The following is a 25,859-nucleotide window of genomic DNA, read 5'->3' as shown; positions in this document are numbered from 1 at the left end:
ACAACAAGCAGATACTAAGCGGTAGCTTTTGTTCGAGCGGGGTCACTGCGCGGCCGGCTCCTCCTCCCGTACCGTCGAACGCCGGTTCCAGGCGCGCGGGGCCCGCCAGTGGAACCGCATCGCGAGCAGCCGCAGCACGAAGGCGGTCACCACCGCGAGCCCGGTGGTGACCGGGGTGACGGCGTCGTAGCGGATGCACAGGGCGACCATGGCCGCGCCGACGATCGCCGGGACCGCGTACAGGTCACGGTCCCAGCGCAGCAGCGAGGGCACCTCGTTGGCGAGCACGTCCCGCAGCACGCCGCCGCCGACGGCGGTGGCCAGGCCCAGGGCGGCCGAGGAGGTGAGGCCCAGCCCGTAGTCGTACGCCTTCGTCGTCCCGGCGACGCAGAACAGGCCGAGGCCGGCCGCGTCGAAGACGTTGACCGCGGACTGGATGCGCTCCACCTGCGGGTGCAGGAAGAAGACCAGGAGGGCCGCGAACAGCGGGGTGATGAAGTACCCGAGGTCGGTGAAGGCGGCCGGCGGCACGGCCCCGATGACCAGGTCCCGGAACAGCCCGCCGCCCAGCGCGGTGACCTCGGCGAGGACGGCGATGCCGAAGACGTCGAAGTTCTTGCGCACGGCCAGCAGCGCGCCGGATATGGCGAACACGAAGATGCCGACGACGTCGAGCGTGTGCTGGACGGAAGGGCTGAACAGTTGCTGAAGCACCCTTCCATTCTCACCCAGAAACAAACCCCCGCCTTGCAATGCAAGGCGGGGGCTCGCTGAGGGTTTGGCTGCTTCGAGCGCTGCCTCGGAGGTTACTTCTTGAGCGGGTCCTGTCCGTCGGTGCCCTCCGCGGCGTCGCCGGCCTCGGCCTCCGCGCCGGTCTCCGCACTGGCCTCCGCGCCCGCCTCGGCCTCGGCCTCCGCGACCTCCGCGGCCACCGCGGCCGACGTCGCCGCCGACTCCGCCAGCACCTCGTCGGACACCAGCTCCGCCGCCTCCTTCGCGGCGGTCAGCAGCACGGTGTCCTGCGGGGCCTGGTCCTCGAAGTTCTCCGGGTGGTGGCAGGCCACCTGCTGGCCGGGCTTCAGCTCCAGCAGCGGCGGCTCGGTCGTCCGGCAGATCTCCGTCGCCTTCCAGCACCGGGTGTGGAAGCGGCAGCCGCTCGGCGGGGAGATCGGCGACGGCACGTCGCCCCGGAGCAGGATGCGCTCGCTCTTGGCGTTCTTGCGCCTGGGGTCCGGGATCGGCACCGCCGACATCAGCGCCTTGGTGTACGGGTGCATCGGCGCCCGGTACAACGCGTCCCGGTCGGCCAGCTCGACGATCTTGCCGAGGTACATCACCGCGATCCGGTCCGAGACGTGCCGGACGACCGACAGGTCGTGCGCGATGATCACGTACGTCAGGCCCAGTTCCTCCTGGAGGTCGTCGAGCAGGTTGACGACCTGGGCCTGGATCGACACGTCGAGCGCGGAGACCGGCTCGTCGGCCACGACCAGCTTCGGCTTCAGCGCGAGCGCGCGGGCGATGCCGATGCGCTGGCGCTGGCCGCCGGAGAACTCGTGCGGGTAGCGGTTGTAGTGCTCGGGGTTGAGACCGACCACCGACAGCAGCCGCTGGACCTCCTTCTTGATGCCGCCCTCGGGCGTGACGCCCTGGAGCTTGAAGGGGGCGCCGATGATGGTGCCGATGGTGTGGCGCGGGTTCAGCGACGAGTACGGGTCCTGGAAGATCATCTGCACGTCACGGCGCATCGGGCGCATGCCGCTCACCCCGAGGTGCGTGATGTCCCGGCCCTCGAACTCGATCCGGCCGCCGGTCGGCTCCAGCAGCCGGGTGATCAGTCGGCCCATGGTCGACTTGCCGCAGCCGGACTCGCCCACGACACCGAGCGTCTCGCCGGACTTGACCTCGAAGTCGAGGCCGTCGACCGCGTGCACGGCGCCGACCTGCCGCTGGAGCAGGCCCTTCTTGATCGGGAAGTGCTTCTGCAGCCCGGTCACCTTCAGCAGGGTCTCGCCGGGGGCGGCGTTCTCCGCGGTGGCCACGGCGCCTTCGCTCTGCGCAGGGATGCTCACTGCTTTGTCCTCGCTCACAGCTTCGGCGCAATCTCTTCGATCCAGATGCGCTCCCGCTGCTCCTTGGTCATGTGGCAGGCGGCCCAGTGCTGGCTGCCGACCTCGGTCAGCTCGGGGCGGACCGTGCGGGTGGTGTTGTCCTTCGGTACGTCCGCGTACGGGCAGCGCGGATGGAAGGCGCAGCCGGACGGCAGGTTGATCAGGGAGGGCGGCGCCCCCTTGACCGGGACCAGCCGGTCCTGCTGCTCACGGTCCAGACGCGGCATCGAGCCGAGCAGGCCCCAGGTGTAGGGGTGGCGGGGCTCGTAGAAGACCTTGTCCGCCGGGCCCCGCTCGACGCAGCGGCCGCCGTACATCACCAGGATGTCGTCGGCCAGTTCGGCGACGACGCCCAGGTCGTGGGTGATGACGATGACCGCGGAGCCGAACTCCTTCTGCAGGTCGCGGATCAGGTCGAGGATCTGCGCCTGGACGGTCACGTCCAGGGCGGTCGTCGGCTCGTCCGCGATCAGCAGCTCGGGGTTGTTGACCAGCGACATCGCGATCATCGCGCGCTGGCGCATGCCGCCGGAGAACTCGTGCGGGTAGCTGTCCACCCGCTTGTCCGGCTGCGGGATGCCGACCCGGTCGAGCATCTCGATCGCACGGCGCCGGGCGGTCTTCTTGTCGACGTCGTGGTGGATGCGGTACGCCTCCACGATCTGCTGCCCGATCGTGTAGTACGGGTGCAGCGCCGACAGCGGGTCCTGGAAGATCATCGCCATCTCGCGGCCGCGCAGCTTGCGCACGTACTCGGGATCGGCGGACAGCAGCTCGGTGCCGTCCAGCCAGATCTCGCCGGAGATCTGCGCCTTGCGCTTGCCGTACTGGCCGGCGGTGTGCAGGCCCATGATGCCGAGCGAGGTCACCGACTTGCCGGAGCCGGACTCGCCCACGATGCCGAGGGTCTTGCCCTTCTCCAGGTGGAAGGTGAGCCCGTCGACGGACTTGACCAGACCGTCGTCCGTCGGGAAGTGCACCTTGAGGTCGCGCACCTCCAGGAAGGACGTCGGGGCCGGCGAGGCGGAGGTGGGCTCGCCCACGGCTGCTCCGGTCTTGCTGAGTTCGGTCATGCGAGCCTCACTCGGGGGTCGATCACGGCGTACAGGATGTCCACCACGAGGTTGGCGATCAGCACCGCGAGGGAAGTGATCAGGGTGACGCCCAGGATGATGGGCAGGTCCTGGTTCTTGATGGCGGTGAGCACTTCGCGGCCGAGACCGGGCAGGTTGAACGTCGACTCGGTCAGGATGGCGCCGCCGATCAGGGCGCCGAGGTCCATGCCGAGCATCGTCAGGATCGGCGTCATCGTCGAGCGCATGGCGTGCTTGCGGATGACGACCTGCTCCTTGAGCCCCTTCGCGCGGGCGGTGCGGATGTAGTCCTCGCCGAGGATCTCCAGCATGGTGGCGCGGGTGATCCGGGCGTACATGGCCGCGTACAGGAACGCGAGGGTGATCCAGGGGAGGATCATGCCGCCGAACCAGCCGCCGAAGTTCTGGTCGAGCGGCACGTACTGGGCGTCGATCCAGTTCAGCCCGTAGGCGAAGATCGCCAGCGAGATCATGCCGGTGAAGTAGATGGGCAGGGAGACACCCGACAGCGCGATGACCATCGCGCCGCGGTCCCAGACGGTGCCCCGCTTCAGGGCGGAGAGCACACCCGCCGCGACGCCGAAGACCAGCCACAGCACGGCGGCACCGAGCGCGAGACCCAGGGTCACCGGGAAGCGGTCGGTGAGCACCGGCCAGACCGACTGCTCGCTGCGGAAGGAGTAGCCGAAGCACGGCGCGGCGCACTGGGTGACGTCGCCGCCGCCCGAGTAGGTGCGGCCGACGAAGATGCCCTTGAAGAACTCCCAGACCTGGGAGTAGATCGGGTCGCCGAGTCCGAGCTTCTGCCGCACCGCTTCGACGGCGGCCGGGTCGGCCTGCTTGCCCACGAAGCTCGTGGCGATGTCCACGCCCGCCCACTTGGGGACGAGGAAGAAGATGCCGAAGACCACCATGATGATGACCACGAGCATCACTGCGGCGGCGAAGAGCCGCCTGATGAGGTAAGCGAGCACAGCTAACGGCCCGCCGCGGACCGCGGGCCACCTGCGGTCTCCCCCACACTGCCTTATGGGCGTGGGAGGTTTCCCCAGGTGACCCGCGGTCACGCCGCGCCGGCCTTCACCTGCCTTTCGTGCCGTACGGCGGGTGTACCGGGTTTACTTCGCGGACTTCAGACCGAGGTTGACGAAGTCGTACATGCCGCTGTAGTTGTCCGACGTGTAGACGTTCGCCAGGTTGTCCGAGCGCCAGTTGATGAACTTCTCGAAGACGAAGGGCAGGTAGTAACCGCCCTCCATGACCTTGTGGTTGATCTCCGTGGCGATCTTGGTCTTGCCGGCGTCGTCCAGCGTGGTGACGTACTGGTCGAACAGGCCGTCGATCGTCTTGTCGTTGATCAGGGCGAAGTTGTTGTTACCGCTCGGCGCGATGTACTTGCTGTCCCACAGCGGCAGACCGAAGCCCTGGACGGTCGGGAAGTCCGGACCCCAGCCCATGATGATGATGCCGTAGCCCTTCTTCTTCACGTTCGAAGGGCTGCCGATGATGCCGGTGGTCTGCGAGCCGTCGTACTGGTCGATCTGGGCGTTGATGCCGACCTTCTTCAGCGACGCCTGCATCGACTGGGCGGTGGCCACCTCGACCGGCTTGTTGTTGCGGACCGCGATGGTGGTGGAGAAGCCGTTCGGCTTGCCGCAGGCCTTCAGCTCTTCCTTGGCCTTGGCGGCGTTGCCGTTCTTGTTGGCGCCGGCGAGCTCGTACGGGTCGTACTTCTGGCCCTCGGCACCCGGGACGGACGGCGGCAGCATGTTGGTGCCGATGTCACCACCGGCGACCGGGCCACCACGGGCGGTCTGCAGCGACACGTGGTCGGCGCCGTAGATCACGGCCTTGCGGCAGTGGATGTTGTCGAACGGCTTCACGTTCTGCGGGAAGACCGCGTAACGGATGTAGCCGGAGACCGGGTTGTCCAGGTTGGCCTTGTGCTGCTTCAGGGCGGTGGTGCGGCCCTGCGGCGACATGCCGGTCTGGTTGATGTCCAGGTCCAGGTCACCGTTGAGCAGACGCTGGTCGAGCTGGTTGGCGTCCGAGAAGAAGGTGACCGTGATCTTGTCCGGGTACGCCTTGCGGACCGGGTCCGAGGCCTGCTTCCACTCGGGGTTGCGGACCAGCGTCAGGTTCTTGCCCGGGCTGTACGACGCGAACTTGTACGGGCCCGAGGAGAACGGGTGCAGCGCGTACTTGGACTTGGTGTCCTTGTCCTGGCGGACCGGGGACGCCGAGACCAGGGCCAGCACCTCCTCGAAGTCCGAGTTGGCCTTCGGCAGGTGGAAGACGATCGTCTTGTCGTCGGGCGTCTCGATCGCCTTCAGACCCAGCTTGTCCTTGGACGTGTCCTTGTACGGGCCCTTGTACGTGCCCTTCGGGTCCAGGAAGTCCTTCAGGTAGGTCGGACCGCCGGACAGCACGTCCTGCGCCCACACGCGCTCTATGCCGTACTTGATGTCCTTGGACGTGATCGGCTTGCCGTCCTCCCACGTGATGCCGTCACGCAGGTGGTACGTGTAGGTCTTGCCGTCGTCGGTGACCTTGGCGAGGCCGTCCGCGAGGTCCGGGGTCAGCTCGGCGCCGGCCTTGCCGGGCTCGGTCTTGCCCGTGACCAGCTGACGGCTGTAGTAGCGGGCGAAGTTCCACATGAAGCCGTAGTAACCACGCGTGGTGTCCCACGAGTCGGCGTCCTGGGCGCCACCGAACTTCAGCGTGCCACCCTTCTTGGCGAGCGACGCCTGGGCGACCTTGTTGTTGGCGGCGTCGAAGCCGGCCGCACCGGTCTTCGACCCACCACCGTTGCTGTCGTCGTCGCCGCCGCCGCACGCTGCCGTGGTCAGCAGCGCGGCGACCGCGGCAGCAGCGGCCAAAGCCTGCTTACGCCGCCCTGAGGTGCGTTGGGTAGTCACGATCTCGGATCCTCCGGATTTGATGAGAGACCCCGTGCAGGTGCCACGGGACGCTTTGCGGTACGGCAGTTCAGCGGGAGCCCTTGGGGTCCAGCGCGTCGCGCACGCCGTCGCCGAAGAGGTTGAAGGCGAGGACGGTGATGAAGATCGCCACGCCCGGGACCACCATGTACATGGGGTCCGACTCGTAGTAGTCGATCGCGCTGGAGAGCATCTGTCCCCACGAGGACGTGGGCGGCTTGACGCCGACGCCCAGGAAGCTGAGGGCCGCCTCGGTGAGGATGTTCGTGGGGATCATCATCGTCGTGTACACGATGATCGGGGCGACCAGGTTGGGCAGCAGCTCCTTGAACAGGATGTAGAACCGCCCCGCGCCCAGCGACCGGGCGGCCTCGACGTACTCGCGCTCGCGCATCGAGAGCGTCTGACCGCGCACCACACGTCCGATGTAGGGCCAGCCGAAGAAGCCGATGACCAGGATCATCACGAAGACGCGCACGCTGGAGCCGGTCAGGCCCAGCATGTTGGACGGCATGACGGAGACCAGGGCGATGGTGAACAGCAGCTGCGGGAAGGCCAGCAGGCCGTCCATCACGCGGCTGATCAGGGAGTCGACCCAGCCGCCGAAGAAGCCGGCGAGGATGCCCAGCACGGTGCCGAGGACGACGGCGACCACGGCGGACAGGAAGCCGACCAGGAGCGAGACCCGGGCGCCGTAGAGGATGCGGGCGAGGATGTCACGGCCGTTGACCGGCTCGACGCCCAGCAGGTGCTCGCCGCTGATGCCGCCCAGCGAGCCCTTGGGGGTGCCGAACAGCGGGTCGATCAGACTCTCGTGGTAGGCGTCCGGGTCCTGACCGAGCAGGCTGGTGATCACCGGCGCGAGCAGGGCGAGCGCGATGAGGACGAGCACGACGACGCCGCCCGTGAGGGCGAGCTTGTCCCGCTTCAGGCGCTCCCAGGCGATCCGGCCCAGGGAGCGCCCCTGTACGGCCTTCGCTCCGGCGCTGGCAACCGCCGCTTCCTCGGCCGCGCTCGGGGCCGCTTCCGCGGTCGGCTCGTGCAATGGTGCCGTCATCTGGCAGGGACCCCTCTCAACCGGCGGTAGCCGGCCCGCACTTGCCGCTGTAGCGGCGTCTTCAGTCCGTCGTACACAGGGGCGAAGGCCCCTGGAGCGGGAGTCTTCAACGCTTTGGCGATCTGTTGCCAGACTTGACGGTGAATGGATGCGTAAACGTGATGCGGGCTGGAGGGTTCCGTTATCCGGACAGTGGGTAGCGAGGGTCGGACAGGGACGGGTGTGACTATATGGGACACGGGAGGATCTTACGCCGCCATCTACGCGCGAAGAACAGCACCCCCTGCGGGCGCGCTGTGCGGTCGTCTCAGTATGCGCCGTGGGCCGGCGGATAGCCGTATCCGGCCGCCGGGGCCTGCGCGGGGGCCGCGTGCGCCTCGCGGTCGTAGAAGGGGCGGGCGTTCGCCCGCAGCCACATCGCGACCGGGTCGTGGCTGTCGGACATCGCCACGGTCGACACCGGCAGCCCCTCCGGCACCGCCCCGATGGACTGCTGCATCATCGCCCGCACCGAGTCCACCGCGGGCGGCGAGGTGTCGTACACGTCCAGGCCGATGGCGAGGTACGGCGCCCCGAGCGCGGGCTGCACCCAGGCGCGGCGCAGCGAGCGGACCGCCGGGGTACGGTGGGCGTTCTGCGCGAGCAGCGCGTAGAACTGCGGGATCTCGATCCCGGGCTCCGACAGGCGCAGCGGGCCCGCCGGCTGGCGGTCGAGGCCGGTGGCGATGCGGCGCAGGTCGAGCCAGGGGATGCCGACGCCGCCGCCGGGGGCGTGCGGGTTGAGCCAGAGGCCGTAGTGGTCGGGGTACAGGGTGCGGGCCACGTCGAGCCCGTCGACGACCTCGTACGATCGGTTCCAGCCACTGGCCGACAGCTCCTGCGCGGAGGTCACACAGGGGGCGTAGCTGAAGCCGTCGACCTCCATGTTCCCGTACTGGGCGTCGGGGGATCCGGCCTGGCCGTGCCAGAGCAGCATCCAGACCTGGCCGGAGGACGGGGTGGCGAGCGCCCTGAGCAGCGCCTCGTAGGCGTCGTAGCGCCCGGGCGTCACCTGGCGCAGCATGTGCTCGACCTGGCCGGTCGTGGTGCCGCTGGCGCTCACCTGTACCGCCCCTCCTGAAAGTTGCTGCGGATATGAAACCAGCTTAAGCGCCCGGGGGGTCGGGGCCCCGCGACCGGCGGCGAGTACGTGTTCGCCGTGGCCGGTCGCGCGGTCTTCCCCGTCCCCGCGGGCGGGCTGCCCGTGCGGCAGCGGTTACAGGTGATCCCGCGTGTAGAACGGCCGGACCTGGTCGCGCATCCAGACCGCGACCGGGTCGTCGGTCACGTCCAGCAGGACCAGGTTCACCGGCCACCGGGTGGGGACCTTGGCCAGCGCCCGGCCGAGGGCCTCCAGGGGCAGCGCCCTGAAGTCGCCCTCCCACTGGGACAGCTCCACGCCCACGAACATCGCCGGGTCCGCCGTCTCGATCGCGGCCAGGCACCGGCGGGCCGTGGTGACGACGCCGGTGCCGGCGAACTCCGCGGCGGCCGCGGTGAGGAAGTCGACCGGGTCGTCCTGCCAGTCCGGTTCGAAGAGGCGGACGCGGCCGCCGGCGCCGGGGCCGTCCAGCGGGGTGCGGCCGGCGCGGCACAGCTCGGCCACCGCGGCCGGCGGGAGCGGGATGCCGACCACGCCGTCCGGGTTCACGGCGATGCCGACCTGCGGCGGCAGGCCGCGGGCGAACTCGACGGCCGGCGCGATGGTGTACGACATGTGGTTGCCGACGACCTGGCGGAACTGCTCCTCCGAGCTGAAGACCGGCACGTACGCCTGTCCGTCGATCTCCAGGGTGGGCAGGTCGAGGGGCCCGCTGTCCGGGCCGCCGCCGTTGGGCAGCGGCACCCACACGAAGCTGCGCCCCAGCACCTCGACGATCCGCCCGCCTGCGGTGGGCACGCCGAGGGAGGCGGAGAGCACCTCCTCCAGCTCGTTGCCGGGCCATCCGCCGTGCGGATGGGGGTGCGCCTGTGCCGGTATGTCCGCGGGGAAGCCCGCCGCCGGGAAGTCCATCTGCCTACCGCCTGCTTGGAACCTGCTGTGGCTGAAAAGGCTAACGGGTGAAGCCCGCCGAGCGGTCGGCCCATGAGCCCCCGTCGGCTGCGGGCTGTACGACCGGCCTGCCGACGCGGGCCTGCGACGGCCGACGATCCGGTGCCGGCGGGGGGGGTGCGGTGCCGGCGCCGGCACCGCGGTCGACGGCTCGGGCGGCCCCGGCGGGTCGCCGGTGCCGACGGGTGGTGCGATGCCGGTGCCGAACGGGTCGCCGGTGCCGACAGGTGGTGCGATACCGGCGCCGACGGGCTGCCGGTGCCGACAGGCGGTGCAATACCGGCGCCGACAGGCGGTGCGATACCGGCGCCGACGGGTGGTGCGATGCCGGTGCGGGCGGTCGCGGTTGCCGACTGCCCGGCAACCCACCCGTGCTCGCGCCCCGGTCGGGCGGGGGCGGCCCGGCAGTACCGCCGGAGACCGGCCGCGAAACCGACGGGACCGGTTGCATGCCGATGCCGTCGGCCCGGCAACCCACCCGAGCACGCACCCCCGGTCGGCCGGGGACGGTCCGGCGACGTCCGGAGGCCGGTCGCCATGCCGGCGGAGGCCGGTCCCGCAGGTCCGGCCGGCCGGTCGCAGCGCTCCGGGAAAGCCGTCGGCCACACCGCCCGAGGCCGCCCGCAGGACTGCGGGGAACTGGTGCCGGGACGGTGGAGGCCAGTGGCGTGCCGCTGCCGGCGGTCCGGCAGTCGGCCCGTGCTTGCCTTCCGGGCCGGCCGGAGGTGGTCCGGCAGCACGGCCGGAGGCCGGTCGCCATGCCGCCGGGGCCGGCCGCGAGACCGGCCGAATCCGTCCCTGAGCCCCGGGAGCCGGCCGAGTCACCGAACGCTCCGGTTCGGCGACACCGCCGAAGGGGCCGGGCGCGTGATGCCGGGTGGGCGCACGACATGGTGCGCGGTGCCGTGGTGCGCGGTGCGGTGGTGCGCGGTGCGGTGGGCGTGCGCACCGCACCGCGGCGGGTGGCGTCCGGCGGCGGACGCACACGCCGCGGCGGGTGACCGGGCGCGGCGGGTGGCCGGGGCGGTGGTCAGCCGGTGAAGGCGATTCTGCGGAGGACGCCGGAGGCGGGGCGGTCCAGGAGGATCGCCGAGCCGCAGCCGTCGGGCAGATCGCCGCGCTCCACCGAGCGGAGCAGGCGGGACACGGCCGCGCGGTGCCGGGCGAAGGCGTAGCGGGAGACGCCGCGGCCCCGCTCGCGCTGGCCCTCCAGCGCGGCCTGGGGCGCGACGTCGAGCAGGAGCAGGTGGAGGGTGCCGCCGCGGCGGCGGGCCTCCCGGGAGAGCCAGCCGCGCACCCACGCCTGCGTGCCGCAGTCGTGCACGACGACGCCCTCGCCGGAGCGCAGGGCGCGGCGCAGTCCCGCGTAGTGGGCGAAGCGGACCAGGGGGCGGTAGACGGCGTAGGGCAGGAAGCGGGGCATGCGGCGCTCCCAGCGGTCGCGGGCGTCCTGGGAGTCGATGCGGACGCCCACCACCGCCCGCTTCATCAGAGTGGACTTGCCGCTGCCGGGCAGTCCGGTGACCACGACGACGTCGCGGGAACCGAACAGCAGGGCGTGCGGGCTGCGGCCGGACCGCTCGCGCAGGTCGCGGACGACCGGCGCGGGCCGGGCAGCGTACCGCTCGCGGGCCGGAGCCGCGGGCTGGTCGGGCAGCGCGAGAGCCGAGGTCGTCGCATACGCCGTGGGCCTTGTCACCGTGATCGTCCTCCCTGCGGGGGTCAGAGAACTTCTCCCCACCGAATGTAAAAAGAAGGTAATCCACACTGTCTCCCGGTTCGATACGTTTACGGCCACAGGCCTGTCACAAGTAGCCGACCGCCCACCATCCGGCGAGGCGTGCGATGATGTGCCCGCCAACTGCATACCGGCCGTTTGAATCCGCGCGGGAGAGTTCCCGGCAGCACGTACGCGTCGCCATGTTTCGCGTCGCCACGTGCGCCTCACCGGGACGCCGAAGGAGCAAGTCCCTCCCTTGAATCTCTCAGGCACCGTTACCGCGCGGGCGAGGCACATCTGAAAAGCGGGCCGCTGTCCACCAGCGGCTCCACCCAAGGTGCAAGCCGTGATCCCGTCCCTGGTCATGGCGAACCTCTCAGGTTCCGATGACAGATGGGGAGGAACGACCTCGCTTCCCCCATGCTCGGCTTCGCTCGCATGGGGGGACCCCCATCGCCCTGGGAGACGACCGCCCGATGAGCAGTACCGAACTCCGTCACACAGCCCTCGACGCCCTGCACCGCTCGCTCGGCGCGACGATGACCGACTTCGCCGGCTGGGACATGCCGCTGCGCTACGGCTCCGAGCGCGACGAGCACAACGCCGTACGCACCCGGGCGGGCCTGTTCGACCTCTCCCACATGGGCGAGATCGCCGTCACCGGCCCGCAGGCCGCCGCCCTGCTCGACCACGCCCTGGTGGGCGACATCGGCGGCGTGCGGACGGGCCGGGCCCGCTACACCATGATCTGCCGCGAGGACGGCGGCATCCTCGACGACCTGATCGTCTACCGGCTGGCCGAGACCGACTACCTGGTCGTGGCCAACGCCTCCAACGCCCAGGTCGTGCTGGACGCCCTGATCGAGCGCTCCGCCGGCTTCGACGCCGAGGTCCGCGACGACCGGGACGCCTACGCGCTGATCGCCGTCCAGGGCCCCGAGTCCCCCGGCATCCTGAAGTCCCTCACGGACGCCGACCTCGACGGTCTGAAGTACTACGCGGGCCTGCCCGGCACGGTCGCGGGCGTGCCGGCCCTGATCGCGCGCACCGGCTACACCGGTGAGGACGGCTTCGAGCTGTTCGTCGCCCCGTCCGACGCGGAGAAGGTGTGGCAGGCGCTGACCGAGGCGGGCGCGCCCGCCGGACTGGTCCCCTGCGGCCTGTCCTGCCGCGACACGCTGCGCCTGGAGGCCGGCATGCCGCTGTACGGGCACGAGCTGAGCACGTCGGTGACGCCCTTCGACGCCGGGCTCGGCCGGGTCGTGAAGTTCGGCAAGGAGGGCGACTTCGTGGGGCGGGCGGCCCTTCAGGAGGCCGCCGACCGCGCCGCCGCCGAGCCGCCGCGGGTCCTCGTCGGCCTGGTCGCCGAGGGCCGCCGCGTCCCGCGCGCCGGTTACCCGGTCGTCACCGGCGGCGAGGTGATCGGCGAGGTCACCTCCGGCGCCCCCTCCCCCACGCTGGGCAAGCCGATCGCCATGGCGTACGTGGACGCCGCGCACGCGGCGCCGGGCACCCCCGGGGTCGGTGTGGACATCCGGGGCACCCACGAACCGTACGAGGTCGTGGCGCTGCCCTTCTACAAGCGGCAGAAGTGACACCGTCGTAACCGCGCGAGTGCCACCGTCGTAGCCGCACGCGCGTGACACGGCGCACATCGCGCCTGCTCACGCACGTTCTTCGCAGTCCCCCACTCACCAGCAGTTCCCCGCGTACAGGAGAATTCAGGCCATGAGCAACCCGCAGCAGCTGCGTTACAGCAAGGAGCACGAGTGGCTGTCGGCCGCCGAGGACGGCGTCGCGACGGTCGGCATCACCGAGTTCGCGGCCAACGCGCTCGGCGACGTCGTCTACGCCCAGCTCCCCGAGGTCGGCTCCACGGTGACCGCGGGCGAGTCCTGCGGCGAGCTGGAGTCGACCAAGTCCGTGTCCGACCTGTACTCCCCCGTGACCGGTGAGATCACGGAGATCAACGAGGATGTCGTCGACGACCCGTCGCTGGTGAACTCGGCCCCCTTCGAGGGCGGCTGGCTGTTCAAGGTGCGCGTCACCGAGGAGCCGTCCGACCTGCTCTCCGCCGACGAGTACGCCGCCCACACCACCGGCTGAGGAGTCGTCCCCGTCATGTCCGTACTGAACACGCCCCTGCACGAGCTCGACCCGGAGGTCGCCGCCGCGGTCGACGCCGAGCTGCACCGCCAGCAGTCCACGCTCGAGATGATCGCCTCGGAGAACTTCGCTCCGCTCGCGGTCATGGAGGCGCAGGGCTCGGTCCTCACCAACAAGTACGCCGAGGGCTACCCCGGCCGCCGCTACTACGGCGGCTGCGAGCACGTCGACGTCGCCGAGCAGATCGCCATCGACCGGGTCAAGGACCTGTTCGGCGCCGAGTACGCCAACGTCCAGCCGCACTCGGGCGCCTCCGCCAACCAGGCCGCCCTGTTCGCGCTGGCCCAGCCCGGGGACACCATCCTCGGCCTGGACCTCGCGCACGGCGGTCACCTGACCCACGGGATGCGGCTGAACTTCTCCGGCAAGCAGTTCCACGTGGTGGCCTACCACGTGGACCCCGCGACCGGGCTGGTCGACATGGCCGAGGTCGAGCGGCTGGCCAAGGAGCACCGGCCCAAGGTGATCATCGCGGGCTGGTCGGCGTACCCGCGGCAGTTGGACTTCGCCGAGTTCCGCCGGATCGCGGACGAGGCCGGGGCGTACCTGTGGGTCGACATGGCCCACTTCGCCGGTCTGGTCGCCGCCGGTCTGCACCCGAACCCGGTCGAGCACGCGGACGTCGTCACCTCCACCACGCACAAGACGCTGGGCGGGCCGCGCGGCGGCATCATCCTCGCGAAGAAGGACTTCGCGAAGAAGCTCAACTCCTCCGTCTTCCCGGGCTTCCAGGGCGGCCCCCTGGAGCACGTGATCGCGGCCAAGGCGGTGTCCTTCAAGGTCGCGGCGAGCGAGGAGTTCAAGGAGCGCCAGCGCCGTACGGTGGAGGGCGCGCGGATCCTCGCCGAGCGGCTGACGGCGGCGGACGCCCGCGAGGCCGGGGTGAACGTGCTGTCCGGCGGTACGGACGTGCACCTGATCCTGGTCGACCTGCGCGAGTCCGAGCTGGACGGGCAGCAGGCCGAGGACCGGCTGCACGAGGTCGGCATCACGGTCAACCGCAACGCCGTCCCGAACGACCCGCGCCCGCCGATGGTCACCTCGGGCCTGCGCATCGGCACGCCCGCGCTGGCCACCCGCGGTTTCGGGGCCGAGGACTTCGCCGAGGTGGCGGACGTCATCGCGCAGGCGCTGAAGCCGTCCTACGACGCGGAAGCGCTGAAGGCCCGGGTGAAGGCGCTGGCGGACAAGCACCCGCTGTACCCCGGTCTGAACAAGTAGGCCCTTCCGGGCACCTTTCCGGGCACCCGTCCGGAAAGGCGCCCGGACCCGTGGTTCCTTTCCGCTCGGTGCCCCGCACACTCGTAGGCGAGTGGGGCGCCGCGCGAACACCTTCCCGCACCTCCCACAGCCCCGTTCCCGAGGAGTCACCGTGGCCGTCTCGGTCTTCGACCTGTTCTCGATCGGCATCGGCCCGTCCAGCTCCCACACGGTCGGCCCGATGCGCGCGGCCCGCATGTTCGCCCGCCGGCTGCGCAACGAGGGCCTGCTGGAGGCCGTCGCGTCCGTGCGCGGCGAGCTGTACGGCTCCCTGGGCGCGACCGGCCACGGCCACGGCACCCCGAAGGCGGTGCTGCTGGGCCTGGAGGGCGAATCCCCGCGCACGGTGGAGGTGGAGACGGCGGACCAGCGGGTGGCGGACATCAGGGAGTCGGGCCGGCTGCGGCTGCTCGGCGAGCACGAGATCCCGTTCTCCTTCGACGACGACCTGGTGCTGCACCGCCGCAAGGCGCTGCCGTACCACGCCAACGGCATGATCCTGCGGGCCCGCGACGCCTCGGGCGCCGAACTGCTGTCGAAGACGTACTACTCGGTGGGCGGCGGCTTCGTCGTCGACGAGGACGCGGTCGGCGCGGACCGCATCAAGCTGGACGACACGGTCCTGAAGTACCCGTTCCGCACGGGCGACGAACTGCTGCGCCTGACCAAGGAGACGGGCCTGTCGATCTCCGCCCTGATGCTGGAGAACGAGCGGTCCTGGCGCACCGAGGAGGAGATCCGGACCGGGCTGCTGGAGATCTGGCGGGTGATGCGGGAGTGCGTGTCGCGGGGCATGTCCCGCGAGGGCATCCTGCCGGGCGGCCTGAAGGTGCGCCGCCGCGCCGCCGTCTCGGCCCGCCAGCTGCGCGCCGAGGGCGAGCCGCTGGCGCACGCGATGGAGTGGATCACGCTCTACGCGATGGCGGTGAACGAGGAGAACGCGGCCGGCGGGCGGGTGGTCACCGCCCCCACGAACGGCGCGGCGGGCATCATCCCCGCAGTCCTGCACTACTACATGAACTTCGTGCCCGGCGCCGACGAGGACGGCGTGGTCCGCTTCCTGCTCGCGGCCGGCGCGATCGGCATGCTGTTCAAGGAGAACGCCTCCATCTCCGGCGCCGAGGTCGGCTGCCAGGGCGAGGTCGGCTCCGCCTGCTCGATGGCGGCGGGCGCGCTGGCGGAGGTGCTCGGCGGATCGCCCGAACAAGTCGAGAACGCCGCGGAGATCGGCATGGAGCACAACCTCGGCCTCACCTGCGACCCGGTCGGCGGCCTGGTCCAGATCCCCTGCATCGAACGCAACGGCATGGCCGCGGTCAAGGCGGTCACGGCCGCCCGGATGGCGATGCGCGGCGACGGCTCGCACAAGGTGTCCCTGGACAAGGTCATCAAGACGATGAAGGACACCGGCGCCGACATGTCGGTGAAGTACAAGGAGACGGCGCGGGGCGGGCTCGCGGTGAACATCATCGAGTGCTGAGGGCGCCGGAGCCGGCCCCCGCGGCCGACACGCGGGGGCGGGCGGTTGACGGTTCAGGTACGGGGTACAACTCCTGTCCCGCCGACGGAAATTACGGGAGTCCCCCGATGCTGCGCGGTATCGACGTGAGTGCGTATCAGTCCTCGTCCTTCAACACGGACGGTCTCTCCTTCGCCTTCGTCAAGGCGACGGAGGGCCGTTCGTACGTCAACCCCAGGCTCGCCGCCCAGACGAAGCGGGCCCGGGACGCCGGTCTGGTCGTCGGCTTCTACCACTTCCTGTGGCCCGGCAACCTGCAGGCCCAGGCCGAGTACTTCGTCAAGCACGCCCCCGAGAAGGCGGGCGACATCCTCGCCGTCGACTGGGAGACCACCGGCGACGGCACGCACGCGTCCAACGCGCAGAAGGACTCCTTCATACGCAAGGTGAAGGCGCTGCGGCCGCACCACCGGGTCCTGCTCTACTGCAACCGGAACTTCTGGCTGAACATCGACACCACGTCGTACGCGGGCGACGGCCTGTGGATCGCCGACTACGTCACCGCGGGCGAGCCGCGCATCAAGGCCAAGTGGCGCTTCCACCAGTACGCCGGCACACCGCACGACAAGGACGTCGCCGCCTTCGCCACGAAGGACGCGCTGCGGGAGTGGGCGGGCGGCGCGTGACGGGCACCCGTCCCGCGGGAGCGGACCGGCCTGGCGAGTAGGGTCGTGACCTGCGGCGGACGGCCGCCGCGGGGCAGAGGGGAGCCGACGTGGACGGAACGGTGGGGGCGGTCAGCCGGAACGGGGTGTACTCGTTCACCAAGCCGAACCGGGAGAGCATCACGCTGCTCGCCGGGCTCGGGGTCGAGGGGGACGTACACGCCGGGGAGACGGTGAAGCACCGGTCCCGGATGCGGAAGGATCCCTCGCAGCCGAACCTGCGGCAGGTGCACCTGATGCACGAGGAACTGTTCGACGAGGTCCGCGCGGCCGGGTTCGAGGTCGCGGCCGGGCAGCTCGGGGAGAACGTCACCACCCGCGGGATCGATCTGCCGGCGCTGCCCACGGGTACCCGGCTGCGCCTCGGGGAGGACGCCGTCGTCGAGGTGACCGGGCTGCGCAATCCGTGCGCGCAGATCGACGGCTTCCACAAGGGCCTGCTGAAGCAGGTCGTCGAGCGGGGCGCGGACGGGAGCGTCCGGTTCAAGGCCGGGATCATGGGCGTCGTGGCCGCCGGGGGCGTGGTGCGGCCCGGAGACCCGATCACCGTCGAACTGCCGGACGGGCCGCACCGGCCCCTCCACATCGTGTGAGGCGCCCCGGCCCGCCCGGCGGGCCGGGGCCCCAGGGGCCTGTCCGGCGGATCATGCCGGAGACACGGCGTCCCGCACGCCTTCCCCCAGCGGGGGACCCCCATCGCGTCGACGCCCTCCCCCGCCTTGCACCCGGACGCACCAGGCCCCGCTCACCCGGGCTGCAGGGCCCCGCCGGTCTCCTCCGACCCGATCCGCCGGACGGGCGCTACGCGCGGAAGTCGGCCGGGCGTTCCGGGGACGCCTCCGCCAGGCCCTTGGTGACCTCCTCGACGCCGGCCCGCAGGCCGTACACCGGCGTGCCGGGCTGCTGACGCCAGGAGTCGTCCAGGCCGCCCGCGTCGACGGTGTCGAAGCCGAGCTCGTCGATCAGGGCCCTGACCTTCCGCTTGGCCGCCTCGTCGTCGCCCGCGACCGGGAGCGCCATGCGGTCCGGGTCTCCGGCCGGGAGGGGCCGGTCGAGGATGTCCTGGGCGTAGGTGCCGTTGAACGCCTTGATCACCGGGTGTCCGAGGTGGCGTTCCGTCCAGCGGCTCTCGGTGACGCCGTCGTCCACGATCTCCGCGATCCGGCCGTCGCGCTGCGGGTAGTAGTTGCCGGTGTCGATCACGGCGACGCCGTCCGCGGCCTCGTCGAACAGGCCGGACGGCAGGTCCGGGATCGCCTTGAGGGGGATCGTCACGACGACGATCCCGGCCCCGCGCGCCGCCTCCTCGACGCGGACGGGCGTCGCGCCGGTCTCCTCGGCCAGCGCGGTGAGGGTGTGCGGTCCGCGGGAGTTGGCGACGGAGACGTCGTGCCCGAGTGCGGTGAGCCGCCGGGTCAGGTTGCCGCCGATGTTGCCCGCGCCGATGATGCCGATCTTCATGCCGGTCGCCCTTCCGGGGGTGGTGTCGTGCCCGTGAGCACCACCAACCCTCCCGGAGCGACGGCTATTCCGCACACCGGGCCGGACGGGCGGCCGGACGGGCGGGTACGACGAAGGGGCCGGTCGACCGTCGCGGCGGCGAGCCGGCCCCTTTCGCGTCCGCGCTCACGTCACTTGTTCAGGTACGTCCAGAACTCGTCGAACGACAGGACCTTGTCGCCGTTGAGGTCACGGGTCTTGATGATCGCCTCGGCGACCGACTCGGTGACGTTCCAGTCGCCCCCCTGGGCGAGCGCGGTCTTCAGCTCGGCGGCGGTGATGAACCCGTCGCCGTCGCTGTCGATCCGCTGGAACTCCTTGCGCGCCTCTTCGATGTCCGCCACCGATCCACCCCTCTTGTTACGTTTCTCGTGTCTTCCGGCGTTCTGCCGCAGGTCAGACTAACGGGCGCGGTGAGTGCGCGGTGCGGGGACCACCCGGGAGCGGGCGGAGACTGGAGGAGCGGTCGAATGGCGGAGACATTGCGGGACATGCTGGACGCGGCGGCGCGGGGTCTCTTCCCGCCGGCGGACGGGCGGACGACGGTCCTGCCGCAGCCCTCGCCCCGCGACGCCGGGGTCATCGCCTTCACCGCGCACTCCGTGGTCTTCACGGACGAGGACCCGCGGTGGGTGCGCCGGGCCCTGCGGGAGACCGACTGCGACGCGCTCGCCGCGACGATGAACGCCCGCTTCCTGACCGCGTTCATGGACCGCACGGGCCGCACGGCGGACACGGTCGACGTGCTGACGGTGGGCTCCGCCCTGCCGGGCGGGCCGCCGCTCGCGCTCACCGAGATCGCCGACCCGGACCATCCGCGGGTGGTGACCTCCCGCCGCAGGCGCGACGGCGTCCGGGTGTGGGCGGCGGACGGGGGCGTGCTCGTGCTGGGGCGGGGGGTCGCGGGGCGGCTGGAGGCAGCCGTGGAGGTGGACGAGGGCGTACGGCACCGCGGGCTGGGGCGCGCCCTGGCGACGGCGGCCCGGCATCTGGGCGGGGGTGAGCCGGTGTGGGCGCAGATCGCGGCGGGGAACGCCCGCTCGCTGCGGGCGTTCCAGGCGGCCGGCTACCGTCCCGTGGGCTCGGAGGCGCTGCTGCGGTGATCCGCGGCCGTGATCCGCCGCGGTGATCCGCGGCCGTGATCCGCCGTCGGGTCAGCGGAAGATGCCGGTGTGGCCGAGCGAGTAGCGGCCCGGCTGCGGGTACACGGCGAGGCCGTGCGGGCCGCTGCCGACCTTGACGCGGGCCAGCAGGTGGCCGGTGCGGGTGTCGATGGCGTACACCTCGGAGTGGTAGCGGCCGGACAGCCACAGCACCTTGCCGTCGGCGGAGACACCGCCCATGTCGGGGCTGCCGCCGTCCGGCAGGTGCCACTTCCTGGTGACCCGCTGCTGCCGGAAGTCGAAGACGGAGACGGAGCCCTCGCCGCGGTTGGAGACGTACATCTCGCGCGAGTCGCGGCTGACGTACAGGCCGTGGCAGCCCTTGCCGGTGGGCAGGAAGGCCGGCGTCGTGAACTTGTCGCCGTCGAGGACCCACATGCCGTCGGTGGTCATGTCGGCGATGTAGAACTTCTTGCCGTCCGGCGAGACCTTGACGTCCTGCGGCATCGCGCCGTGGTGCGGGAGCCGCTGCTGCCCGACCACCTTCATCTTCGCCGTGTCGACCTTCAGCAGTTCGCCGCTGAACTCGCAGGAGACGATGAAGTAGCGGCCGTCGAGGGAGAAGTCGGCGTGGTTGACGCCGTAGCAGCTGACCGGGACGGTCTTGACGCGTTTCATGGTGTGCGCGTCGCGGAAGACCAGTTCGCGGTCGAGGGAGGCCATGACGACGGCGTAGCGGCCGTCGGGGGTGAAGTAGAGGTTGTACGGGTCGTGCACGTCGACCGTGCGGCTGGCCTTTCCGGTCCTCGGGTCGATCGGGGTGAGGGTGTTGCCCTTGTCGTTGTTGACCCACAGCGTCTTCAGGTCCCAGGACGGGACGACGTGCTGGGGCTGGGTGCCGACCGGGATCGTCTCGATCACCCGGTAGGTCTTCGGGTCGATCACGGAGACGGTGTCGGAGTTGGTGTTGGGGACGTAGACGCGGGACGGGAAGTCCCGGACCACCGGGGAGAGCCGGTTCGGGCGGTCGGCCGCGTACACGTCGTGCGGGTCGAGGACGGGCGGCATGCCGGGCAGGCCCTGGACCGCCGCCGCCTTCGGCGGGGCGGGCCGGACGGCGGCGCTGCTGTGGGCGGCCTCCTCGGCACGGGGGCGGGCGGGGCCGCCGCAGGCGGCGAGGGCGGCGAGCGCGGCGGCGGCGAGCAGGGCGCGCTGGGCGAGGGTGCGGTGCATCAGCTGAACAGCTCCGTGGTGGTCACCGCGGCCAGACCGCGGCGGTCGAGTTCGTCCAGTAGGGCGGGGAGCGCGGCGACGGTGTCCGGGTGGCCGAAGTGCAGGCTCACCACGGATCCGTTGCGGATCTCGCCGAGGACCTTGCGGGTGACGGCGTCGGGTCCGGGCCGGGTGTAGTCCAGGGAGTCGACGTCGTACGACAGCACGTGCGGGTATCCCGCCTCGCGGGCCAGGCGCAGGACGAGCGGGGAGGCGCGGGGCGCGCGCGAGGGACGGAACCAGGTGCCGATGGAGCCGGTGAGGCGCCTGAGCCGGTCGGCGCAGGCGGTGATCTCGGCGCGGGCGTCGGCCTGCGTCATGGTGTTGACGGCCAGGTGGCGCTGGGTGTGGTTGCCGAGGTCGTGGCCGCCGTCGAGGATGCGGCGGGCGAGGGAGGGGTGTTCGTCGAGCCAGCTGCCGACGGCGAGGACGGTGACGTGGGCGCCGTGCTGCTCGGCCTCGGTGAGCAGGGCGCGGGCGAGGGCGGGGTCGCCCTGGCCGTGGAAGGTGAGGGCGACGCGGGGTCGGGTGCGGGGGCCGTGGGTGAGCTGGGCGGGCCGGCCGGCGTAGTGACGCGGGCCGGGGGCCGGGGGGCGGGTGGAGGGGCGGGCTGTGGGGGCGGCGGCGGTGGGGGCGGGGTGGGCGGCCGCGCCGGCGGCGGAGCATCCGGCGGCGAGCACGCCACCGGCGACGAGCCCGGCGCCGGTCCGCAGCGCGGTGCGACGATCGGTCGTGGTCACCGCACCATTTAAGGCGGATCCGACCGGAAAACAGCTGATTAGTCCGATTGGCGTCCGGTGCGGGTCGCACCGGGGATCACCGGTCCGTCACCCTCATCTCGAACCACGTCGTCTTGCCCCGCGGCAGCAGGTCGACGCCCCAGCGGTCGGAGAGCTTGTCGACGAGGAACAGGCCCCGGCCGCTGATGTCCATCTCCTGGACGGGCAGGAGACAGGGCAGGCCGCGGGACGGGTCGCGGACCTCGATGCGGATCCAGCCCCGGCGGCGGCGCATCCGCAGGCCGAAGACGCGGGCACCGGTGTGGCGCACGGCGTTGCCGACGAGTTCGGAGACGAGCAGGACGGCGTCCTCCGCCATCCGGGGGGTGAGGCCCCAGTGACGCAGGACCACGACCTGGGCGAGGCGGCGGGCGGTCGCCGCGGACTCCGGGCGGGACGGCAGCGGGACCTCCGCGTCGGTCGGATCGCCGTACAGCTCCAGCGCCTTGAGTCCCTGTTCGTCCTCCACCGCAGGCGACCACCGCCCTGTGGTCGCACGGCCTTGTCCCCGCGGCTGCCCGATGCCCTCCAGCCCCGCCATGGCCCCATGATGGCCGTCCGGAACGGCCCCCGGGGCCGTTCCCGAGGAATACACCCTCGGGAATGACTCGCCCCGGGCAGGTCCTCCGACATGTGCCGCGGGCGGTTCGGAACCGCCCGCAGCCGGTCCGGCCTGCGGTGACTGCTCACCTGGAGACAATCGACGGTCCCCCTCGACAAGGCAGGCTTAAGGGTGCGTCAAGGCTCCCACAAACCGTCCCGCCGAGGGGCCCGGATGAGACATCCCGTCAATTGCAAGGGTCTGTGGGCGGTTTCACAGAGCCCGCCGGCGGATCAGCGGTCCCGGCGGGCTCAGAGGAACTTGGCCTTGCCCGGCCCCTCCTCCACGAAGCTGCGCATCCCGCGCTCGCGGTCCTCGGTGGCGAACAGGCCCGCGAACCAGTTCCGTTCGACCGCGAGCCCGGTCTCGATGTCCGTCTCCAGTCCGGTGTCGACCGACTCCTTGGCGGCGCGCAGCGCGAGCGCCGGCCCCTGCGCGAGCTTCGCGGCCCACGCGTGCGCCTCGGTGTAGACGTCGGCGGCCGGCACGACCCGGTCCACCAGACCCAGCGTCAGCGCCTCGTCCGCCTTGACCATGCGGCCGGTGAAGATCAGGTCCTTGGCCTTGGAGGGGCCGATCAGGCGGGCCAGACGCTGGGTGCCGCCCGCGCCCGGGATCAGCCCGAGCAGGATCTCCGGCTGGCCGAGCTTGGCGTTGTCGGCGGCGATCCGGTAGTCGGCGCACAGGGCGAGTTCGCAGCCGCCGCCCAGCGCGTATCCCGTCACGGCCGCCACCACCGGCTTGGGGATGCGGGCCACCGCCGTGAACGACTCCTGCAGGGCGCGGGAGCGCAGGACCATCGCGGTGTGGTCCATGGCCTGCATCTCCTTGATGTCCGCGCCGGCGGCGAACACCTTCTCCCCGCCGTAGAGCACCACGGCGCGCACGTCGTCCCTGCGGGACGCCTCCTCGGCGAGCTCCTTCAGCCGGTCCTGCGTGGCGACGTCCAGCGCGTTCATCGGGGGGCGGTCCAGGCGCAGGGTGCCGACGCCCTCGGCGACTTCGAGATTCACGGTCATGCAGGCAGGTTAACGGGCACTAACGGCACTCGCCTCGGTGCGGTCGGTCACACCCGGCCGGGGGTCTGGGGGTTGCCCCCAGGCAGACACAGCACGGGCACTAACGGCACTCGCCTCGGTGCGGTCGGTCACACCGGGCGACACGGCACCAGCACCGGCACCGGCACCGGCACCGGCACCGGCACCGGCAGCAACGGCAACGGCCCCGGTGCCGTGTCTCGCACCGGGGCCGCGGGTCGGGGGACGGCTACTGCGTCCACTTCTCCCAGGACATGTTCCAGCCGTTCAGGCCGTTGTCGGGGGCGACCGTGTCGTCGTCGGAGTTCTTCACGACGACCACGTCGCCGATGATCGAGTGGTCGAAGAACCACCCGGCCGGCAGCTTGCGGTCGTAGCCGCCGCGCACGTCCTGCAGGCCGACGCAGCCGTGGCTGGCGTTGTAGTTGCCGAAGGCGCCGGAGGCCCAGTAGTTGCCGTGCACGAAGGTGCCGGAGGTGGTCAGCCGCATCGCGTCGGGCACGTCCGCGATGTCGTACTCGCCGCCGTAGCCGACCGTGTCGCCGTTCATGCGGGTCACCCGGAGCTTCTCGCTGATGACCATCTGGCCGTTCCAGGTGTCGTAGCCGGGCTTGCCGGTGGTGACCGGGATGGTCTTGACGACCTTGCCGTCCTGCGTGACCTTCATGGTGTGCTTCTTGGCGTCGACCACGGAGACCTGGTTGCGGCCGATGGTGAAGGAGACCGTCTTGGCCTGGCTGCCGTAGACGCCCGGTCGGCCCTCGACGCCGTCGAGGTTGAGCCGCACGGTGACCTTGGTGCCCTCCGCCCAGTACTTCTCGGGACGGAAGTCGAGGCGGTCGTTGCCGAACCAGTGGCCCTGGACGTCCACGGCCGGCTCGGTCTTGATGCTGATGGCCTTCTCGACGTCCTCCGGGTGCGTGATGCCCCGGGTGAAGCGGACGGAGAACGGCATCCCGACGCCGACGGTGGAACCGTCCTCGGGAGTGAAGTAGCCGACGAAGGTGTTCGGCGGCGTCAGCGTGGTGAAGCTGGAGTCCTCGGCGGCCTCGCGCCCCGCGGAGTCCTTGGCGACCGCGTGCACGGTGTACTTGGTGGACGCGGCCAGGTGCGTCGACGGCGTCCAGGCCGTGCCGCCGGCGGACAACTTGCCGGGTATCTCGGTGCCCTTGGAGTCCTTGACCTGGACCTGGGTCAGCTTGCCCTTGCCGACGCTGACCTTGAGGGCGCCGCTGGTGTCGACGGACTTCGCGCCGTCCTTGGGGGCGATGGACACCACGGCCTCGGACTGCTTGCTCACGGCCTGGCCGGAGTCGTTGCCCTTCGCGTCACCGGACCCGGAGCCGGACCCGGAGCCGGAGTCCGCGTTTCCCCCTCCACACGCGGTGACGGTCACCAGCAGCGCCCCGAGTATCAGCGCCGTCAGCCCTTTTCCGCCCCGCCCGCGTGCGTCAACCGACGCCCCCGATATCGGCCGCACGTTCACGTTCTCTCCCCTCGCCGGGCCTGGTCAGGCCCGCACCCCGGCGCGTCCCCCGCGCTCATTGGCGCATATTAACCGTCCAATTTCGGGGTACGAGCGGGCAGAAGGTCACCATTGCGTCGCAACCTCGGACACGTCCGCGCGGCCCGGCGCCCGGCTCACCGGAGCGCGCCGCCCGCTTTCCACTGTTTCCACCCCATGTTCCACCCTCCGAGGCCGTTGTCGGGAGCGACCTTCTGGTCATCGCTGTGGACGACCTCGATGACGTCCCCGACCAGGCTGCGGTCGAAGAACCAGCCCGCGGGGGTGTCCGAGCCGCCGCCCTTGACGTCCCTGAGCCCCACGCACCCGTGGCTGATGTTGGCCCGTCCGGGGGCGTCCGGCGCCCAGTAGTTGCCGTGCACGAAGGTGCCGGAGTCGGTCAGGCGCATGGCGTGCGGGACGTCCGGGATGTCGTACTCGCCGCCGAAGCCGACCGTGCGGCTGTTCATACGGGTGACCTCGAGCATCTCCATCACCACCATCTTCCCGTTGTAGGTGCGGGACTTGGGGGCGCCCGCCGTGACCGGCACGGTGGCCAGCAGCCTGCCGTCCCGGCGCACCTGCATGGTGTGCTTCGCCGCGTCGACCCGGGAGACCTGGCCGCGGCCGACGGTGAAGGAGACCGTCCTGTCCCGCGGTCCGCGGACCCCGGGGGCGACCTCGATGTCGCGCAGCCGCAGCGAGACGGTGACCTCGGTGCCGGGCTTCCAGTACCGCTCGGGGCGGAAGTCGAGGCGGGACCCGCCGAACCAGTGCGGCCGCACCTCGACGGCCGGGCTGGCGGTCACCCTGACGGCCCGTTCGACCGCGGCGCGGTCGGTCACCTCGCGGTTGAAGTGGAGCGACACGATCATCCCGGTGCCGACGGTGGAGCGGTTGTCCGGGGTGACGCGGGCGGTGAGGCGCTCGTCGGGGACGTACGTGGTGAAGGTGGCGTGGCGGGCCGAGCGGCGCCCGTGGACGTCCAGGGTCACCGCGTCGACCGTGTAGCGGGCGGCCGGCGCGAGGCGGCCGGCGGCCGGCTCCCAGCGCAGGCCGTCGTCGGAGATGCGTCCGGCCACCTCCGACTCCCGCGCGTCCTGGGACTTGACGACCCTCACCGACTCCAGCCGCCCGCTCTCCACCCGCACCAGCAGCCGTGCGCCGGGCCGCACGCCCATGCTGCCGTCGTCCGGGGAGATCCGGATGGTCTCCGCGCGCGCCCCGGCCGCGCCGGGCACCCCGTCCGTGCCGCTCACGCCGCCGGAGGTGCAGCCGGCCAGCAGCGCCGCCCATGTCAGTACGGCCGCCGACGCGGCCCCCGCGCGCCGCGCGCGCCCGTGTACGTGCCTCACGCGCTGCCCAACGACGGGCCCGCCCTGGGGAAACGTGAGTGCGAGCCACGGTCTGGGCAGAACAGTGGGGAGGACGACGCGAGGG

General features: G+C 71.3%; 24 protein-coding genes and 1 riboswitch. Of the genes, 7 read left to right on the top strand and 17 right to left on the bottom strand.

Going from position 1 to position 25,859, the window contains the following annotated elements; genetic code table 11:
- Nucleotides 1–42: 42 nt before the first annotated feature.
- The 9 genes from ACH4ZX_RS21530 to ACH4ZX_RS21490 all read right to left on the bottom strand — a co-directional run bounded on the left by ACH4ZX_RS21530 (nt 43) and on the right by ACH4ZX_RS21490 (nt 10,992).
- Nucleotides 43–714 (bottom strand): trimeric intracellular cation channel family protein, encoded by a 672-nt coding sequence (locus ACH4ZX_RS21530; protein WP_398274937.1) that lies wholly within the window; start codon nt 712–714, stop codon nt 43–45.
- Between the two features lie 92 nt (nt 715–806).
- Nucleotides 807–2,072, bottom strand: a complete 1,266-nt coding sequence (locus ACH4ZX_RS21525) for an ABC transporter ATP-binding protein (RefSeq protein WP_398274934.1) — start codon at nt 2,070–2,072, stop codon at nt 807–809.
- A gap of 14 nt (nt 2,073–2,086) precedes the next feature.
- Nucleotides 2,087–3,184, bottom strand: a complete 1,098-nt coding sequence (locus ACH4ZX_RS21520; protein ID WP_398274931.1) for an ABC transporter ATP-binding protein — start codon at nt 3,182–3,184, stop codon at nt 2,087–2,089.
- A complete protein-coding gene (locus ACH4ZX_RS21515) occupies nt 3,181–4,179 on the bottom strand; it encodes an ABC transporter permease (RefSeq protein WP_398274928.1) in 999 nt (332 codons plus the stop codon). The genes ACH4ZX_RS21520 and ACH4ZX_RS21515 overlap by 4 nt, the downstream gene beginning before the upstream one ends.
- A gap of 144 nt (nt 4,180–4,323) precedes the next feature.
- Nucleotides 4,324–6,123 (bottom strand): ABC transporter substrate-binding protein, encoded by a 1,800-nt coding sequence (locus ACH4ZX_RS21510; protein WP_398274925.1) that lies wholly within the window; start codon nt 6,121–6,123, stop codon nt 4,324–4,326.
- A gap of 70 nt (nt 6,124–6,193) precedes the next feature.
- The gene (locus ACH4ZX_RS21505; RefSeq protein ID WP_398274922.1) at nt 6,194–7,201 is read right to left on the bottom strand and encodes an ABC transporter permease; all 1,008 of its coding nucleotides are present in this window, start codon (nt 7,199–7,201) and stop codon (nt 6,194–6,196) included.
- Nucleotides 7,202–7,508: 307 nt separating this feature from the next.
- Nucleotides 7,509–8,303, bottom strand: coding sequence for an enhanced serine sensitivity protein SseB C-terminal domain-containing protein (locus ACH4ZX_RS21500; protein ID WP_398274919.1), 795 nt, complete (start codon nt 8,301–8,303; stop codon nt 7,509–7,511).
- 153 nt (nt 8,304–8,456) lie between these two features.
- Complete coding sequence (locus ACH4ZX_RS21495; protein WP_398274916.1) at nt 8,457–9,254, bottom strand: enhanced serine sensitivity protein SseB; 798 nt, start codon at nt 9,252–9,254, stop codon at nt 8,457–8,459.
- Nucleotides 9,255–10,323: 1,069 nt separating this feature from the next.
- Complete coding sequence (locus ACH4ZX_RS21490) at nt 10,324–10,992, bottom strand: AAA family ATPase (RefSeq protein WP_398274913.1); 669 nt, start codon at nt 10,990–10,992, stop codon at nt 10,324–10,326.
- 178 nt (nt 10,993–11,170) lie between these two features.
- Nucleotides 11,171–11,304, top strand: a riboswitch (glycine riboswitch).
- Nucleotides 11,305–11,489: 185 nt separating this feature from the next.
- Between ACH4ZX_RS21490 and gcvT the strand changes: the two genes are divergently transcribed.
- The 6 genes from gcvT (at nt 11,490) to ACH4ZX_RS21460 (ending at nt 17,216) form a co-directional block, all read left to right on the top strand.
- Nucleotides 11,490–12,608 (top strand): glycine cleavage system aminomethyltransferase GcvT, encoded by a 1,119-nt coding sequence (gcvT, locus tag ACH4ZX_RS21485; RefSeq protein WP_398274910.1) that lies wholly within the window; start codon nt 11,490–11,492, stop codon nt 12,606–12,608.
- 133 nt (nt 12,609–12,741) lie between these two features.
- The gene (gcvH, locus tag ACH4ZX_RS21480) at nt 12,742–13,119 is read left to right on the top strand and encodes a glycine cleavage system protein GcvH (RefSeq protein WP_398274907.1); all 378 of its coding nucleotides are present in this window, start codon (nt 12,742–12,744) and stop codon (nt 13,117–13,119) included.
- Between the two features lie 15 nt (nt 13,120–13,134).
- Complete coding sequence (glyA, locus tag ACH4ZX_RS21475) at nt 13,135–14,400, top strand: serine hydroxymethyltransferase (RefSeq protein ID WP_398274904.1); 1,266 nt, start codon at nt 13,135–13,137, stop codon at nt 14,398–14,400.
- A gap of 151 nt (nt 14,401–14,551) precedes the next feature.
- Complete coding sequence (locus ACH4ZX_RS21470; RefSeq protein WP_398274901.1) at nt 14,552–15,919, top strand: L-serine ammonia-lyase; 1,368 nt, start codon at nt 14,552–14,554, stop codon at nt 15,917–15,919.
- 107 nt (nt 15,920–16,026) lie between these two features.
- Complete coding sequence (locus ACH4ZX_RS21465) at nt 16,027–16,584, top strand: glycoside hydrolase family 25 protein (protein ID WP_398274898.1); 558 nt, start codon at nt 16,027–16,029, stop codon at nt 16,582–16,584.
- A gap of 89 nt (nt 16,585–16,673) precedes the next feature.
- Nucleotides 16,674–17,216, top strand: a complete 543-nt coding sequence (locus ACH4ZX_RS21460; protein WP_398274895.1) for an MOSC domain-containing protein — start codon at nt 16,674–16,676, stop codon at nt 17,214–17,216.
- A gap of 208 nt (nt 17,217–17,424) precedes the next feature.
- Here the strand turns inward: ACH4ZX_RS21460 and ACH4ZX_RS21455 are convergent, their stop codons facing one another.
- Nucleotides 17,425–18,159, bottom strand: a complete 735-nt coding sequence (locus ACH4ZX_RS21455; protein WP_398274892.1) for an NADPH-dependent F420 reductase — start codon at nt 18,157–18,159, stop codon at nt 17,425–17,427.
- A gap of 95 nt (nt 18,160–18,254) precedes the next feature.
- Entirely contained in the window at nt 18,255–18,467 is a 213-nt protein-coding gene (locus tag ACH4ZX_RS21450) for an EF-hand domain-containing protein (RefSeq protein ID WP_351892628.1), read from the bottom strand.
- A 126-nt stretch (nt 18,468–18,593) separates the two neighbouring features.
- On the opposite strand from ACH4ZX_RS21450, the gene ACH4ZX_RS21445 reads away from it, so the two are divergent.
- Nucleotides 18,594–19,226: a GNAT family N-acetyltransferase gene (locus ACH4ZX_RS21445; RefSeq protein ID WP_398274889.1), complete on the top strand. Its 633-nt coding sequence runs from the start codon at nt 18,594–18,596 to the stop codon at nt 19,224–19,226.
- 51 nt (nt 19,227–19,277) lie between these two features.
- On the opposite strand, the gene ACH4ZX_RS21440 is transcribed toward ACH4ZX_RS21445, so the two are convergent.
- The 6 genes from ACH4ZX_RS21440 to ACH4ZX_RS21415 all read right to left on the bottom strand — a co-directional run bounded on the left by ACH4ZX_RS21440 (nt 19,278) and on the right by ACH4ZX_RS21415 (nt 25,774).
- The gene (locus tag ACH4ZX_RS21440) at nt 19,278–20,459 is read right to left on the bottom strand and encodes a hypothetical protein (RefSeq protein ID WP_398274886.1); all 1,182 of its coding nucleotides are present in this window, start codon (nt 20,457–20,459) and stop codon (nt 19,278–19,280) included.
- On the bottom strand, nt 20,459–21,238 hold the full coding sequence (locus tag ACH4ZX_RS21435; RefSeq protein WP_398274883.1) for a polysaccharide deacetylase family protein: 780 nt from the start codon (nt 21,236–21,238) through the stop codon (nt 20,459–20,461). The genes ACH4ZX_RS21440 and ACH4ZX_RS21435 overlap by 1 nt, the downstream gene beginning before the upstream one ends.
- A gap of 76 nt (nt 21,239–21,314) precedes the next feature.
- Nucleotides 21,315–21,818, bottom strand: a complete 504-nt coding sequence (locus ACH4ZX_RS21430; RefSeq protein WP_398274880.1) for an ATP-binding protein — start codon at nt 21,816–21,818, stop codon at nt 21,315–21,317.
- Between the two features lie 311 nt (nt 21,819–22,129).
- Nucleotides 22,130–22,897 carry an enoyl-CoA hydratase-related protein gene (locus ACH4ZX_RS21425; protein WP_351892614.1) on the bottom strand — a complete coding sequence of 256 codons (768 nt, stop codon included), beginning with the start codon at nt 22,895–22,897 and terminating at the stop codon, nt 22,130–22,132.
- Between the two features lie 247 nt (nt 22,898–23,144).
- Nucleotides 23,145–24,401, bottom strand: a complete 1,257-nt coding sequence (locus ACH4ZX_RS21420) for an Ig-like domain-containing protein (protein WP_398274877.1) — start codon at nt 24,399–24,401, stop codon at nt 23,145–23,147.
- A 155-nt stretch (nt 24,402–24,556) separates the two neighbouring features.
- Nucleotides 24,557–25,774, bottom strand: a complete 1,218-nt coding sequence (locus tag ACH4ZX_RS21415; protein ID WP_398274874.1) for an Ig-like domain-containing protein — start codon at nt 25,772–25,774, stop codon at nt 24,557–24,559.
- Nucleotides 25,775–25,859 lie beyond the last annotated feature (85 nt).

This window comes from Streptomyces sp. NPDC020490, assembly GCF_044335305.1.
Taxonomy (GTDB): Bacteria; Actinomycetota; Actinomycetes; order Streptomycetales; family Streptomycetaceae; genus Streptomyces.
The sequence above is the reverse complement of the archived record's forward strand: the minus strand, read 5'-3'. Positions and strand labels throughout refer to the sequence as shown.